The 13950-nt window shown below is 74.2% G+C and carries 13 protein-coding genes and 1 pseudogene; 4 read left to right on the forward strand and 10 right to left on the reverse strand.

The genetic code is table 11. From position 1 onward, the window contains the following. Positions 1-19: 19 nt before the first annotated feature. On the reverse strand, positions 20-472 hold the full coding sequence (locus tag TR50_RS48765; protein WP_236654433.1) for a DUF6508 domain-containing protein: 453 nt from the start codon (positions 470-472) through the stop codon (positions 20-22). Next, positions 458-916: pseudogene (locus TR50_RS48770) on the reverse strand (HD domain-containing protein); the annotation flags it as partial. The gene TR50_RS48765 and the pseudogene TR50_RS48770, both read right to left, overlap by 15 nt. Positions 917-1174: 258 nt before the next feature. Here TR50_RS48770 and TR50_RS15565 point away from each other — a divergent pair. Beyond that, on the forward strand, positions 1175-2227 hold the full coding sequence (locus TR50_RS15565) for an MBL fold metallo-hydrolase (RefSeq protein WP_236654430.1): 1053 nt from the start codon (positions 1175-1177) through the stop codon (positions 2225-2227). A gap of 580 nt (positions 2228-2807) precedes the next feature. Here the strand turns inward: TR50_RS15565 and TR50_RS15570 are convergent. Continuing rightward, the gene (locus TR50_RS15570; protein ID WP_042420981.1) at positions 2808-3788 is read right to left on the reverse strand and encodes an ADP-ribosylglycohydrolase family protein; all 981 of its coding nucleotides are present in this window, start codon (positions 3786-3788) and stop codon (positions 2808-2810) included. Positions 3789-3801: 13 nt separating this feature from the next. Then, entirely contained in the window at positions 3802-4899 is a 1098-nt protein-coding gene (locus TR50_RS15575) for a helix-turn-helix domain-containing protein (RefSeq protein ID WP_042420892.1), read from the reverse strand. A gap of 165 nt (positions 4900-5064) precedes the next feature. Here TR50_RS15575 and TR50_RS15580 point away from each other — a divergent pair, with 165 nt between their 5' ends. Then, complete coding sequence (locus TR50_RS15580) at positions 5065-6372, forward strand: MFS transporter (protein ID WP_084700363.1); 1308 nt, start codon at positions 5065-5067, stop codon at positions 6370-6372. Positions 6373-6400: 28 nt separating this feature from the next. Here the strand turns inward: TR50_RS15580 and TR50_RS15585 are convergent, their stop codons facing one another. From TR50_RS15585 to TR50_RS15610, 6 genes are all read right to left on the reverse strand, one after another. Further along, positions 6401-7129, reverse strand: a complete 729-nt coding sequence (locus tag TR50_RS15585; protein WP_042420893.1) for a DUF4232 domain-containing protein — start codon at positions 7127-7129, stop codon at positions 6401-6403. 107 nt (positions 7130-7236) lie between these two features. After that, positions 7237-8169 (reverse strand): ABC transporter permease, encoded by a 933-nt coding sequence (locus tag TR50_RS15590; RefSeq protein WP_052441022.1) that lies wholly within the window; start codon positions 8167-8169, stop codon positions 7237-7239. Next, the gene (locus tag TR50_RS15595) at positions 8169-9179 is read right to left on the reverse strand and encodes an ABC transporter ATP-binding protein (RefSeq protein ID WP_042420894.1); all 1011 of its coding nucleotides are present in this window, start codon (positions 9177-9179) and stop codon (positions 8169-8171) included. Before TR50_RS15595 ends, TR50_RS15590 begins: the two co-directional genes overlap by 1 nt. Before the next feature lie 184 nt (positions 9180-9363). Continuing rightward, complete coding sequence (locus TR50_RS15600; RefSeq protein WP_174514831.1) at positions 9364-9825, reverse strand: SPW repeat protein; 462 nt, start codon at positions 9823-9825, stop codon at positions 9364-9366. A gap of 146 nt (positions 9826-9971) precedes the next feature. Next, positions 9972-10496: a pyridoxamine 5'-phosphate oxidase family protein gene (locus tag TR50_RS15605; RefSeq protein ID WP_042420898.1), complete on the reverse strand. Its 525-nt coding sequence runs from the start codon at positions 10494-10496 to the stop codon at positions 9972-9974. A gap of 202 nt (positions 10497-10698) precedes the next feature. Then, positions 10699-10911, reverse strand: coding sequence for an MbtH family protein (locus TR50_RS15610; RefSeq protein ID WP_042420900.1), 213 nt, complete (start codon positions 10909-10911; stop codon positions 10699-10701). A 286-nt stretch (positions 10912-11197) separates the two neighbouring features. Here TR50_RS15610 and TR50_RS15615 point away from each other — a divergent pair, with 286 nt between their 5' ends. Together TR50_RS15615 and TR50_RS15620 are read left to right on the forward strand one after the other, a co-directional pair. Continuing rightward, positions 11198-13552, forward strand: coding sequence for a lantibiotic dehydratase (locus tag TR50_RS15615; protein WP_042420901.1), 2355 nt, complete (start codon positions 11198-11200; stop codon positions 13550-13552). Further along, positions 13552-13950 (forward strand): AMP-binding protein (locus TR50_RS15620; RefSeq protein ID WP_042420902.1); only part of this gene is annotated, 399 nt, incomplete at its 3' end. The genes TR50_RS15615 and TR50_RS15620, both read left to right, overlap by 1 nt.

The raw sequence follows: 13950 nt of genomic DNA on the forward strand, positions 1-13950 counted from the left end.
GCCTGAGACCGGCCCCGGACTACGAGGTCCCCGTCTCGTGCCAGTGGACCAGGGCGCGGACGACCGCGCTCAGGCGGCCGTTCATCCAGGCGGTGGCGAGGGTGCCGGCGACGAAGCGCTCGGCGCGGAGGACGGAGGTCGCCGTGCGGACGGCGTCGGCGGGGGTGAGGGTGCCGTCCGTGGCGAGGAGCGGGTAGCTGAAGGCGTTCCAGTCGTACGCGGGCCGCACCGCGCCGACCGCGTCGAGCGAGGTGGCCACCGCGCCGACGCGGGGGCCGTACACCCAGTGCCGGTCGTCCCAGCGCGCGTCGGCGTCCTGCACCGCCCAGCCGGAGGCGAACTCGCTGAGTCGCCCCCATGCCCCCGATGCGCCGTCGAGGCCTGCCAGCAGCTCCTCGTCCGTCGGATCGCCCTCGCCGCCGTCGCCCGCCGGCAGAGGCGCCTGCACGTCGGGGTGGAGCAGACGACGCATGCGCTCGTACTTCGCCGTCAGGCGGGACCGCTTCGCGGCGTCGGGGATGAGGGCCAGGCGTCGCGCCGCGGAGTTGCTGGCCAGGTCGGCGTCCTTGACGGTGACCGCGCCAGGGGTGGCCAGGATGCGCGCGGTGTAGTCGCCGAGGGCTTCGCCCTCGCGTCGGGTGAGCGCGAGCACGATGTCCTTCGTACGCTTCGGAAGCGCCGCCGCGGCGAGCCACTCGGCCGTCAGCACGCCGTCCTCGACGGCGTCGTGCAGCCACGCCGCCGCGATCTGCGCCTCGTCGCCGCCGTGCCGGGCGGTGCCTGCGGCGACCTCCGCCAGGTGCCCGACGTACGGGCGGCCCGCTTTGTCGACCTGTTCGGAGTGCCCGGTGCGGGCGATCGCCTCGACCTCGGCGAGGGACAGCGGCGGCCGTGTGGAATCCTCGGCCTCCGGCATGCGCTGCGGCATCTGGTCGAGCCCCTTCCCGGTTCGGTGATCCCCTACCCGTCCAGTGTGGCGCGGGCAGCGGCGGGAACGGTCGGAGACACGGTGGGGCGCCCTGTCCTGTCGACGTGCTCATGGCGGGCATCGGCCGTCGGCCTGCCGACGGCCGGCTCTGCTCGGCAGGCCCGCTGGTCTGCTCTGCTGGTCTGCTGGTCTGCTCTGCGGACCGCGTTCGCGTCCCGGGGCGTGTTCATCGCACAATCTACGACCATGAACGCCGACCGCACGGTTCAAGCCACCACCCGCATGGTTCCGGCCGGACGCACGCCCCACGCCCCGGCCCGGGGCGAGCTGCGTCCCGTCGCGGACGGCGTGCACGTCTGGCGCCCACGGCCCGGCGTCGGCTGGGGCCTGGCCAACTGCGGTCTTCTGACCGGCGGTTCGAGCGCCGCGTGGATCGACTCACCCTACGACCGGGCGCTGGCTGACGAGTTCCTCGCACTCTCGCGTCCGCTGCTCGCCCCGGACGGGGAGATCGACTGGCTGCTGGTCACCCACGGCAACGGCGACCACCTGTGGGGCTGGGAGGCGGTCCCGGACGCACGCGTCGTCTACACCCGCGCGGCCGCGGCGCAGATCGCCCACGAGCCGGACCCGTGCGACCTGCACCGGCTGGTCCACGAGACCGATCCCGACACCCTCGTCGGCTGGTACCTGAGCCGCCATTTCGGCCGCTACCGCTGGCCGGAGACGCGGCTGCCGCAGCCCGCGTTCACCTTCGCCGGCGAGGTGGAGATAGCCGTCGGCGACATCCCCGTCCAGCTGAGCCAGCTGCCGCCCGCGCACACCGCCGGCGACCTGCTCGCCTACCTGCCGCGCCAACGGGTCTGCTTCGGCGGCGACATCGTCTTCGCCGCGACCGAGGCGGAGGCGGGCGACCATCCCGTCCACTGGGCCGGTCCGCTCGAGAACGTGATCGACGGCTGCGACCGCGTGCTGGCCACCGGCGCGACCGTCATCGTCCCCGGCCACGGCCCCGTCCTGGACCGCGACGGCGTCCACTCCCACCGCGACTACCTCTGCCACCTGCGCGACCGCGTCCACACCCTGCACGCCTCGGGCATCCCCGCGCAGGATGCGGCGCGCCGCATCGCCGCGGAGAACCGCTATCCCGCGCTGCACCTGCCCGAGCGACTGTCGATCACGGTCGGCCTCCAGTACCGGCACCTGGACGCCGCCCCGCAGCGGACCATGCTGGAGCAGATGCACGCGCTGGCCCAACTGGCCTGGGAGCTGGAGCACCCCGGGGTTCCGGCCCCGTAGCGGCGAAGACGGACGAGCCCGGCAGGGCGGGACAGCAGCTCGGAGAGAGGGCGGCTCGGCGGGAAGGCGCCACGCGGCGGGCGAGATCCCGGCCGCACGCAAGACGGCCACGTGACAGGCGCCACGGAGCTCGCGGGCTCAGCGCCCCGCCGCTCGGCGGCAAGGCGATGGAGGGCCAACAGGAGGGACTCCTCGCGAGCCCGGCCTGGCGCCCCACCGCGCGCCACGGAGCTCGCGGGCTCAGCGCCCAGCGCGACGGGCAGGCCGCGGGCTCGGCCGCCCCGCCGCTCAGCGGCAAGGCGATCGAGGGTCAACAGGAGGGACTCCTCGCGAACCCGGCCTGGCGCCCCCGCCGCGCGCCACGGAGCTCGCGGGCTCAGCGCCCGGCGCGACGGGTAGGCCGCGGGCTCGACCGCCCCGCCGCTCGGCGGCAGGGCGATGGAGGGTCAACAGGAGGGGCTCCTCGCGAGCCCGGCCTGGCGCCCCACCGCGCGGGCGGTCGCGGGCGGCTCGGTCAGCGGGTGGCGAGGAGGGCGTCTGCGACGCGGAGCAGCGTCTGGCGGCCTTCGACCTGGGACAGCTAGTCCGCGGGGAGTGAACCCGCGCCGTAGGCCGCGCCGAGGAGGTTGCCGCAGACGGCGCCCGTGGAGTCGCTGTCGCCGGAGTGCGTGACCGACAGGGTCAGCGCACGTCGTGGGCCCACCGCGGCAGCGACGAGCAGGGCGTGGACGGCGATCGCCAGGCACTCCTCCGCGATCCAGCCGAGACCGACCCGTTCCACCGTGTCGAAGCCGGGCTGCTCCGCCGCCAGCCGGACCGCCCGCTCCAGCGCGACCACCGTCTCCCCCGCGCCGGGAAAGGCCGCCGTCTGCGCGATGGTCTCCGTGACCGCCACCCCCGGGTCGACGCCCGCGACCAGCCGCTCGACGAGCGCGGCGAAGGCGCCCGCCGCGAGGTATCCGGTGGGGTGGCCGTGTGTCAGCTGCGCGCAGTCCGAGGCGAGTCGGAAGGACTGCTCGACACCGAGCCCGAGCAGGCCGAAGGGCGCCGAGCGCATCACCGTGCCGCAGCCCTTGGAGCCGGGGTTCACCGGGCCGGGTTCGCCCGGCGCGACGGGAACGGACACGGGCGGCTCGGCATGGGCCTCCAGGCCGGACAGGCACGCGTTGCCCGGCGCGCGTGAGGCGTAGAGCCAACCCTCCGCGAGCAGACCGGTCGCGTCCGGCTTCGGTGCGGCCTCGCACTGCGTGCGCAGCCAGCGCCGGTAGGCGGCGTGCACGGCGGGCAGGACGGCCTCCGACGTCGGCCTGGGCGACAGGAGCAGGCCCTCCGCGGTGAACAGGGTCATCTGCGTGTCGTCGGTGACCTCCGCGAGTCCGCCCAGGGGTCTCGGCAGGGCGCGCACCCCCTCCGCGCCGTGCCGCTCAAGGATCCGCTCCAGGCGCTGGAACTCCACCGGCCAGCCCAGCGCGTCGCCCAGCGCGCCGCCGAGCAGGCACCCGCGGACACGGTCCGCACGGTCCGCACCGTCCGCGCTGACCACACGGTCCGTGCGTGGCACAGCCTCGTTCGTGTCACTCGCCCCCGTCGATCCCGTCGTCATGACGTTCCCCCGTCGTCCCCGTGGCGAGCACCTCGCCCGCCTCGGTGCGACGGTAGACCACGCGGCGTCCGACGCGCGCTCCGACCACGAGTTCCGCTTCGCGCAGGACGGCGAGGTGGCCGCCGACGGTGCCCAGCGAGAGGTCAAGCTCCGCCGCGAGTTCGCTGCTCGTCGCCGGGCGGGCCAGCGCGCGTAGGATCGCGGCGCGGCCGGTGCCGAGGAGTCGTCCCAGCGCGCGGTCACGCCGGTCCCGGTCCCGGTCGCGGTCCCGGTCCCCGTCGCGGTCCCGGTCCCGGTCGCCGGAGGGAGCGGACTGCTCCGTGGACGGCCCCGGGGACGCCTCGACGCCGAGGCCGCGCGCGGGGTAGACCAGCGCGTACGGGCGGTCGAGCGCCTCGCAGAGCCATGTGCCCCGCGCGCCGGTGTAGGGGACGAACAGCATGCCGTCCGGCCCGACGACGCGGTCGGGGCCGGGGCGGTCGCTGAAGCGGATCGCGTCGGCGCCGGTCCAGGCGGTGCGCCTGGCCATCTGTTCCAACGCGCGCGGCCATCCGTAGGCGGCGAGCAGTCCGGCGCGGTAGGTGACGTCGCGTTCCAGCAGCCTCCGACGGCGGGGCCAGTCCTCGGCGAGATGGGCGTCCCAGGCACGGCGGTAGAGCTCGGCGGTGCGGGCCGCGAAGTCGCAGCCGGTGAGCCAGGACGCGACGTCGTGCTCCTCCCAACTCGCGGCGACCGCGAGCCGGACGCTCTCGACGACGACGTCGTCCGGGACCTCGCGCATCTGCGCCAGCTCGTCCTCCAGTCGGGTGCGCATGCCGTCGGTCGGCGGCAGGCTGACGTGGTCCGGAAGGTACTTCGTCGAGCTCACGAGCCGGACCAGGCCCTCGGCGAAGGGGTCCGCCGCGAGGGTCGCGCGCAGCGTGGCGTGATGGCGGGCATGCCAGCGGGCGAGCCACGGATCGACGCAGGGACGCGACAACGCCATCAGCGCGCCGAGCGTCTCGGCCGCGGGCGAGAGCGCGAAACGGGAGCGCGCCAACGCGAGCGAGTCCAAGCGCAGCAGCACCATGCCCGTGCCCCCTTCTCTTCCTGTCTTCTGTCGCTCCGCGCCGAGGGGACGCCTTCGCGCTCGGCGGCGGGCCTTCGCCTTCGGCGAGTCCTCGAACTACCCCCGAGCTTTCGGCCGTAGGCGAAAGATTAGTGCGCTCCCGGCACCTGGGGCAGTGTGTGGCCGGTGCTCACTCCACCCACCTCGGCCTCCCCGCTGCGTCGGGCGGGCTTTCGCTGGTTCTTCGCCGGACAGACCGTCTCCCTCCTCGGCAGCTCGATGGCGCCCGTGGCGCTGGCCTTCGCCGTGCTCGACGCCTCGGGTCGCGCGGGCGACCTCGGCATCGTGCTGGCCGTGCGGATGGTGCCGCTGCTCGGCTTCCTGCTGATCGGCGGCGCGGTCGCGGACCGGCTGCCGCGACGGGCCGTGCTCGTCGTGTCCAACCTCGGCGCGGCGCTGACCCAGGGCGCCGTCGCGACGCTGCTGCTGACCGGGCACTACGCCCTGGGCACGATCGCCGGCCTGGAGTTCCTCAACGGACTGCTCTCCGCGTTCACCACGCCGGCCCTGCGCGGACTGGTGCCGGAGCTGGTCCCCTCCGACCAGCTCCAGCGCGCGAACGCGCTGCTCGGGACGGTGCGCAACGGAAGCAAGGTGCTCGGCCCGAGCATGTCCGGCCTCCTCGTCGTGGCGACCGGCGGCGGCGCGGCCATCGCGATCGACGCCTTCAGCTATCTCCTCGCGGCGGGGTGTCTGTGGCGTCTCCCGTCGCGGGCGTCGACTCCACCGGGTTCCGGTGCGGACCCGGCCGGAGCCGCCCGGCGTCACCTCGCGCGCGACCTGCGGGAGGGCTGGTCGGCGTTCCGCGGCACGGGCTGGCTCTGGCCGGTGACGCTGGCCTTCTGCGGCCTGAACCTGGTGCAGACCGGCACGTGGCAGATCCTCGGCCCGGAGCTCACCGCGCGGGCGGGCTCGGCCGCGACGTGGGGCCTGCTGCTGAGCGCACGCGGCGCCGGCATGCTGCTGATGAGCAGCGTGCTCTACCGACTGTACGTGCGACGGCTTCTGGCGTTCAGTCAACTGATGAGCATGCTGGTCGGGTTGCCGCTGCTGGCGCTCGGCGTGCGGCTTCCCGTGCCCTGGCTTCTCGTCATCGCCTTCGTCGCGGGCACGGGTTCGGCCGTCTCGTCGATCGGCTGGGACACCTCGCTTCAGGAGCACGTCCCGCGGCGTCTGCTGTCCCGGGTCGCCGCGTACGACGACCTCTTCTCCTACATCGCCATTCCCATCGGGCAGTTGTCGGTGGGACCGGCCTCGGCCGCGTTCGGGCCGTACACCGCGACCACGGTCTCGGGCCTCGCCTCCGTGGCGTTCGCCGCCCTCCCGCTCACCCTCCGGTCGGTACGGCGGCTTCCGCACTCATCCCCCGAGCAGCGAACGTCCGAGCCTCCGACGTCCGAGCCGACCCCGGCCACCGCCCCTGGATCGCGCTGACCCGGTGACGGTTCGGGTCACGTTCGGGTCACTGCTGGTCGCCGGTGGTGCCGGAGACGACCGGGTGGATCTGGAGGGTGCAGGCGTTGGGCTGGAGCGAGGCGAGGCGGGTGGAGGTCTTGGTCCCGGGCGGGGTGACCAGGACGCCGTCGTAGGTCGGGCAGGAGGTGGCGTTGCCCTCGGGCACGTCGGTCCACTCGAGCATGGCGGAGACCCGGCCGTTGGCGGGGACCGTGATGGTCGACGGGGCGGTCGCGCCCTGGGCCAGGCCGCCCGTGAAGCCGCGGAGGGTGCGCGTGGCCTGCACGACCTGGTGCCCGCCGGAGTCGAGGCCGGCGACGCCCGGGTACCCGTAGAGGGTGCAGGACTTGCCGCTGACGTTGGTGAAGAGGAGAGCGACCTCCAGGTGCCCGGTGGCGGCGCCGCCCGTACCGACGCCGACGGTGACCTGCGAGCCGGTGCAGGCGGCGAGGCCTCCGCCGGTCGAGCCGCCAGTCGTCGAGCCGCCCGCGGTGCCGCCGGACGTGGAACCGCCCGCGGTGCCGCCCGTGGCGCCGCCGGAGGTGGAACCGGTCGTCCCGCCCGTCCCGGTGGAGCCCGTCGAGCCGTTCGCGCCGGCGGACGCGGAGGCGGAGCCGCCGGACGAAGCGGAGGTGGTCGGTCCGCCCGCGGAGCCGGTGGAGCTGCTGCAGGCGGAGAGGGTGAGGCAGAGGGCCGAGGCCGCGAGTATGCCGCCGAATGCGGAGAAGCTCTTCATGCCCGGAGGGACGGCGCCCGTCCCACCGCGGGTTGCGGCGTCCGCGTCACAGGCGCGTCCCGGCCGGGCCACCGAATCGTCCCGTGCCTCGTACCCCGCGTCCCGCCTCACGACAGGACCCGGCGGCGGAAGTTGCGCAGCCCGATGCCGAGGAAGAGCGCCAGGAAGCCGGTCAGGACCGGGTAGACGATCACGAGCGGCATGTGGGACGCGTCGGTCAGGCCGGCGCGCAAGCCCTCGGCGATGTAGATGAGCGGATTGACCAGGACCAGCACCTGGAGCCAGTGGAAGCCGCCGACGCTGACCGCGCCCAGCCGGGTCCACTGGTAGTACGTCCCGCCCAGGAAGACCAGGGGCAGCACGACGAAGCCGAACATCAGACCGATGTTGCGCGGCTCGAACGTGGTGCCGAGCACGAGCCCGAGCGAGGTCATCGCCACGCAGGCCAAGGGGATCAGGGTGACCACGATCCACCAGTGCACGGTCAGGTGCGCGTGCACGCCGGGCGCATGGACGACCGCCGCGATCGGGAAGACGATCAGCGCGGAGATGAGCGCCTGCGTCGCGCCCGACAGGACGCGGGCGACTGCGACGAGCCAGATCGGGCACGGCGCCTGCACACGGTCCTCGATCTCACGGGTGTAGCCGAACTCCTGCGAGAGCTGGATGGCGACGGACTGGATGCCCTGGAACATGATCGAGATCGCCACCACGCCCGGCACCAGCACGGTGGCGAAGTCCGACTCCCCCGCCCGGCCGCCCGCGCCGCCGACGCCCTGGCCGATCGTCGGGAAGACGTAGAGGAAGACGAAGACCAGCAGCAGCGGCTGCATCACGGTGCGGCCGACGAACTCCCCGAAGTTCTTGCCCAGCACGGTCAGGTCACGTCGGATCAACGCGCGCAGGGCGGCCCGGCTCGCCGTGCCGCTGGAACGCGGAGGCCGGATCACCGCGACCGGCGGACCGCCGCCCGCTCCGCCACCCGTTCCGCCGCCCGGTCCGTCGCCCGCGCTGGTCACCGGAGAGGTCTCGGCGCTCATCAGTCCCGTAGCTCCTTGCCCGTCAGTCGGATGAAGACGGTCTCCAGGGTGGTCTCGGCCACGGACAGGTCCGCGACGTCGAAGCCCCCGGACTCGGCGGCCTCCAGCACCCGCGGCAGCAGCCGGTCACCGCCGTTGACCTGGAGCTCCACCCGGCCGTCGGCGACCCGGGTGCGCACCACGCCGGGCACGCTGCGCGCCAGCAGCGCCGCCAGGGCGTCGCCCCGGCCGTCAGCCGTCGCCGGCGTACCCGCCGCGGCCTCCGGGCCCGCGCCGGCGAGCTGCACCGTCACCTGGGCGTCGGCCTCGATGCCGCGCTTGAGGGCCGTCGGGGTGTCCAGGGCCAGGATCCGGCCGTGGTCGATGATGGCGACCCGGTCGCAGAGCCGGTCGGCTTCCTCCATGTTGTGGGTGGTGAGCAGGATCGTCTGCCGCTCGGCCACCAGCTCCGCCAGCACCTCCCACAGCGCGAGCCGGCTCTGCGGGTCCAGCCCGGCCGTCGGCTCGTCCAGGAAGAGCACCGCGGGGCGGTGCAGGATCGCCCTCGCCACCATGAGCCGCTGGGCCATGCCGCCCGAGAGCACGAAGACGGGGTCGTCGGCGTGGCCGGCGAGACGGAAGCGTTCGAGCAGCTCGTCCGCCGCGGACCGGGCGCGGCGGGACGTCATGCCGAACAGCAGGCCGTGGAAGTAGAGGTTCTCGCGCACGGTCAGCGCACGGTCCAGGGTGTTCTGCTGCGTCACCACCGCGATCAGCTGCTTGACCAGTGTCGGCCGGGCGACGATGTCGATGCCGCCGATCAGCGCCCGGCCGCCGGTGGGGATGACGCGGGTGGTGAGCATGCCGACCGTGGTGGTCTTGCCCGCGCCGTTCGGCCCGAGCAGGCCGAAGAGCTCGCCGCGGCCCACCGCCAGGTCCAGCCCGTCGACGGCCGGGACGGAGGACCTCGGGTAGAGCTTGGTCAGCCCCTCCGTCCAGATCACGGTCTCGCGATCCTGCGATGCGGTCATGGCCTCACGTCCCGAGCGGAAGCGCGCCCTGGTTCCCGCCCTCTTCCTCGCCCTCTCCTCGTCCTCCAGGATGCTCCCTCCGCTCGCGCGCGGCACCACCGCGGGGAGGCGAAAGGCGGCCCACCCGAGACGGGTGGGCCGCCCCATCGCAAGGCCGGACGGCCGTGGGTTATCCGCCCGCGGGTTATCCGCCCGCGGCCGGAGCACGGGTCGACTGGCGCACCATGCCCAGGGCGGCGGCTCCGAGCAGGCAGCACACGGCGCCGATCAGCACGTTGTTCCAGATGATCCCCGCCGTCGCCGTGTGGCCTACGGTCACCACCCACGGCGAGGTGATCATCCAGACGCCGATCACGGCGATGACGCCGCTCATCCGGGGGTAGATCCGCTCCGGCGCCAGGGTCAGGCCGAAGCCGATCACGGCCAACGTGATGCCCAGAAGCAGGTTGTTGGTCCGAAGGTTCGGGTTGGTGAAGTTGAAGTGCACCACCCAGGGCGAGATCGCCGCGTACAGACCGGTGAGCAGCACCAGCCCGTCGAGTGCGGTCACGCCGCGCCCCGCCTCGATGCGCGCGTAGCGCTCGCGCATCTCCGCCAGGTCCGGGTGTCCCGCCATGTCCGTTTGGCGGTGGAAGAGATCAGCCACGGTTTTCGCCTTCTTCGAGGACTCGCGGCGGGCTCCGGGACGGACCCCGAAGTCCCTTATCTCCCTTTTATCCTCCTTCGGTCCACGGACGTCAACGCCCATCCGGGACCCGATCCGCCCGTCGTCCCGGGCCGATCCCACGTCGCTCAGTCCGCGAACCGCCAGCGCGTCGCACCGTAGGGCTCCTCGGTCGCGACGCCGAAGACCGAGCGGACCCGCATCCGGAACAGGTGCCACGGCGGCGGGCCGGCGCTGGGCGCGTTGAACGGCGCGGTGAAGGCGTCGCCCTCGACCCGGGCGGGCCAGCCCGCCTGGGCGTAGACGGCGGCGATCCGCTCCAGGGTCTCCGCGTCGGTCACACGCGCGGCCTCGCCCTCGGCCACGACGTCGATCCCGCCGAGCCGCGTCGAGAGCGTGCACATCGGGTTCCCTGCCAGGTTGCGCGCCTTGCGCGCGGCGGGACTGCTGGTGAAGTACAGGCCCTCGTCGCGCCAGACCGCCCCGACCCCCGCCGCGCTGGGCCGTCCGTCGGGACGCACCGTCCCCAGGAAGGACGTGACGGCGGGGCTCGGCATGGCGCTTCTGAGCGCCTCCTGCGCGCGGACCCACGGCAGGGGCGGATTGCCGTATCGGTCGAGATTGGTCACCTCGACGGGTTCCCTGCCGGTCATCGTCGATCACCTCTTCGGGAGAGTCCTGGAAGTTCGGGAGAGTCCTGGAAGTCCTGGGAAGACCCGGCGGCCGCAACAGGCCCGCGACGGGCCGTCACCCACCCTCTCACCGAAGCCCGGAGGCGGCTCCCCGACCTCCCCCGCGCCCCTCCCCACGTCACCCGCTCGGCCGCGCGCGGCCGTGGCCGGCTGGGCGTGGCGGTCAGGACGGCTCGGCGGCGAGCATGCGCTGACGCAGGCTGAGGGGGCGCATGTCCGTCCAGACCTGGTCGATGTGGTCGAGGCAGGACTGGCGGGGGCCCTTGGTGCCCTCCGCGTGCCAGCCGGCGGGCAGTTCTCGGTCGGCGCGCCAGATGGAGTACTGCTCCTCGTCGTTGCGGACGACGAGGTACTCGGGTTCCTGAACGGTGGTCATGCGCTGGGCTCCTCCCCGGTCGGGTCGATGGACGGTCGCCGCGGCGACGGGCCCAGCGTGCCCGGGGGCGGGTGGGCGCGGACAGGGGCGAACACGCGGTGGGCGTCGCGGTCGTGACTGCCGGTTCTTCTCTGTCGCCGCGGTGCGCGGCGACGGCAGGGTGCTTGAAGGCCGGATCCGGCCGTCAGCGGTCCGGCCGTGAGTCGGTCCGCCGCGGCGAACCGGGTGGACCGGCCGCCGCCCCGACCCTCACGACCCTCACCGCACCCATGGAAGGAGTCCCGCCATGCCGTCGGACGACCCCGAGAACGTGCTGCTGCCCGGTGGGAGGTGGCGGCTGTGGGAGCACTTCGCGCTGCGCGGCCCCGGCTTCCCCGCCGAGGGCGTGCTGCGGATGGCCCCGGCCGGACTGGCCGAGGCGGCCGACAAGTTCGGCCCCGGGGACGCCCTGACCGGCCCCGACTGGGACGCGTTCGGCGCCGCGGTCGACGAGGCCGCGGTCGAGACGGCCCGCCGGCTCCAGACCATCGCCGCCACGCCGCGCTTCCGCGCCGCCGTGGCCTGGCAGAACCCGGCGGTGCTGCGCACCGGCATCGCGCCGTTCCTGAACTGGACCCCGACCGCCGCGAGCCGCACCAGCATGCCGCGCCAGCGCGAGGAGTTGGTGGCGCACTACTGGCAGCGCTTCTGCGTCAAGAACGACACCATCGGCTTCTTCGGCCCGGTCGGCTGGGGCCGCTGGGACCTCGCCACCCGGGGTGTCGAGGTCGCGCCCGGCGCGCCGGGGCAGGGGTTCCTGGCGGCCTCCCGCGTGTACTTCGCCAGTTGGGGCATCGACGCGCTGGCGAAGTCGCTGGGCGAGGACCCGGAGCTGATGGCCTGGATGCCGCCCTACCGGATCTCCTTCGTCCGCGTCGTCGGCGAGACGGTCCGCGTGCCCGGCCGACCGCCGCAGCCGATCGCCGACCTCGACCGCGCGGTGCTGGAGCTCTGCGACGGCACCCGGACCTCCGCCGCGATCGCCGAGGCCCTGGGCGAGAGCCCGGAGGCGCTGCTCGAGGCGGTGCGCCGACTGGCCCGCAAGCGCTGGGTGCGGTGGCAGGTGGACGTCCCCGCGAGCACCTACCCCGAGCAGGCGCTGCGCGCCGTGCTGGAGCGGGTCGGCGACGCCGGCCCGCGCGAGCGGGCGCTGGCCAAGCTGGACGTGCTGGAGCGCGGCCGGGACGCCGTGCAGGCCGCCGGTCTGGACGCGGACGCACTGACCGCCGCTGTGGCCGCGCTGGAGGCCGACTTCGCGGAGCTGACCGCGACCGCGGCGCAGCGTGCCAAGGGCGAGCGGACCGCGCCCTGCCGCGGCCTGGTCTACAGCGACTCGCGCCGCGCCGCGACGGCGACGCTGGGCACCGCCCTGCTGGACGAACTCGCCCCGCTGGAACTGTGCCTGACCGCGGCGCGCTGGATGACCAACCGCTTCGCCGAGGCGATGGAGACCCGCCTGCGCGAGGCGTGGCAGCGGCTGCGCGAACGTGACGGCGACGGAAGCGGGGCCGTCGACCTGGGCTCGCTGTGGCTGGAGTGCCTGCCCTCGCCGCACCCGATGTCCAAGGCCGACATCACCGCCATCCAGGCCGAGCTGCGCGCCAAGTGGGCTCGCATCCTGGAGGTTCCGTCGGGCGTGCGGCGGGTGCGGCTGAGCTCGGCGGACCTAGCCGACCGCGTCGCGGAGGAGTTCGGCGAGCCGGGCGCCGGCTGGTCGCTGGCCCGCTACTTCAGCCCCGACCTGCTGGTGCTGGCCGAGAACGCCGGCGCGGTCGCGCGGGGCGAGTTCGAGCTGGTGCTCGGCGAGATGCACTGCGCCCTCAACACCATGGGCGCCTCGCTCTTCGTCCACCAGCACCCCGACCGCGACGAGCTGATCGCGGAGACCTCGCGGGACTTCGCCGGCCCCCGCCTGCTGCCGATGCTGGCCAAGGAACTGCCGATCAAGTGGTCGGCGCGCAGCCGTCCGTCCCTGGACCGGCCCGAGGACCACGTGGTGGCGCTGATCGACCAGACCGGCGACCCGTACCGACCGCACACGGCGCTCAGCGCCGACGTGGAGGTCGTCGAGGGCCCGGACGGCCGCCTCCAGGTCGTGCTGCCCGACGGCACGCGCTACCCGCTGCTGGACGCCTACGCCAACACCCTCACCCAGAAGGTGATGGACCGGTTCACCATCCACCCCGAGGGCGACCACACACCGCGGATCACCGTCGACAAGGTGGTAGTCGCCCGCGAGACCTGGCAGGTCCCCGTCGCCGAACTGGCCTTCGCGGAGGAGAGGACGGAGGCCGGACGCTTCGTCAGGGCCCGTCAGTGGCAACGCGAGCGTGAACTGCCGCGCTTCGTCTTCGTGGTCTCGCCGACCGAACCGCGCCCGTTCTACGTCGACTTCGAGAGCCCCGTCTACCTCACCATCCTGGCGAAGGCGGCGCGCCGGCTGGCCCGCAGGGACCCGGACGCCCGCCTGAAGATCAGCGAGATGCTGCCCACGCCCGAGCAGGCGTGGCTGACCGACGACGAGGGCCGCGCCTACACCAGCGAGCTGCGTTTCGTGGCCGTGGACCAGACGGCGCCGGGCGTCCGGGACGGGGGGTCGTGATGCGCACCTTCGTGGACGAGATCGCGGCGCACGCCGCCGCGACCCCGGAGCGGGTGGCGCTGACCACACCGGACGGAGAGGTCAGCTACCGCGAGCTCGCCGGGCGGATCGACGCCGCGGCTGCCCTGCTGCGCGCCGCGGGGGCCGGGCCGGAGCGGGTCTGCGCGGTGGCCGTGGAACGCGGCCCGGACGCGGTGGTGGCCATGGCCGCCGTGCTGCGCGCCGGGGCGGCGTTCCTCACCCTCGACGTCGAGCAGCCGCCCGCGCGGCTGGCCGCGCTGGTGCGGAGCGGCGGCGCGGACCTGCTGCTCGTGGCCGACCCCGCGCTGGGCGCCCGGCTGGCGCTGCCGATCCCCGGCCCCACGGTGCTGCTCGGCGCGGAGGCGCCGGCGCCGACC

The organism is Streptacidiphilus anmyonensis, assembly GCF_000787855.1.
Classification (GTDB): Bacteria; Actinomycetota; Actinomycetes; order Streptomycetales; family Streptomycetaceae; genus Streptacidiphilus; species Streptacidiphilus anmyonensis.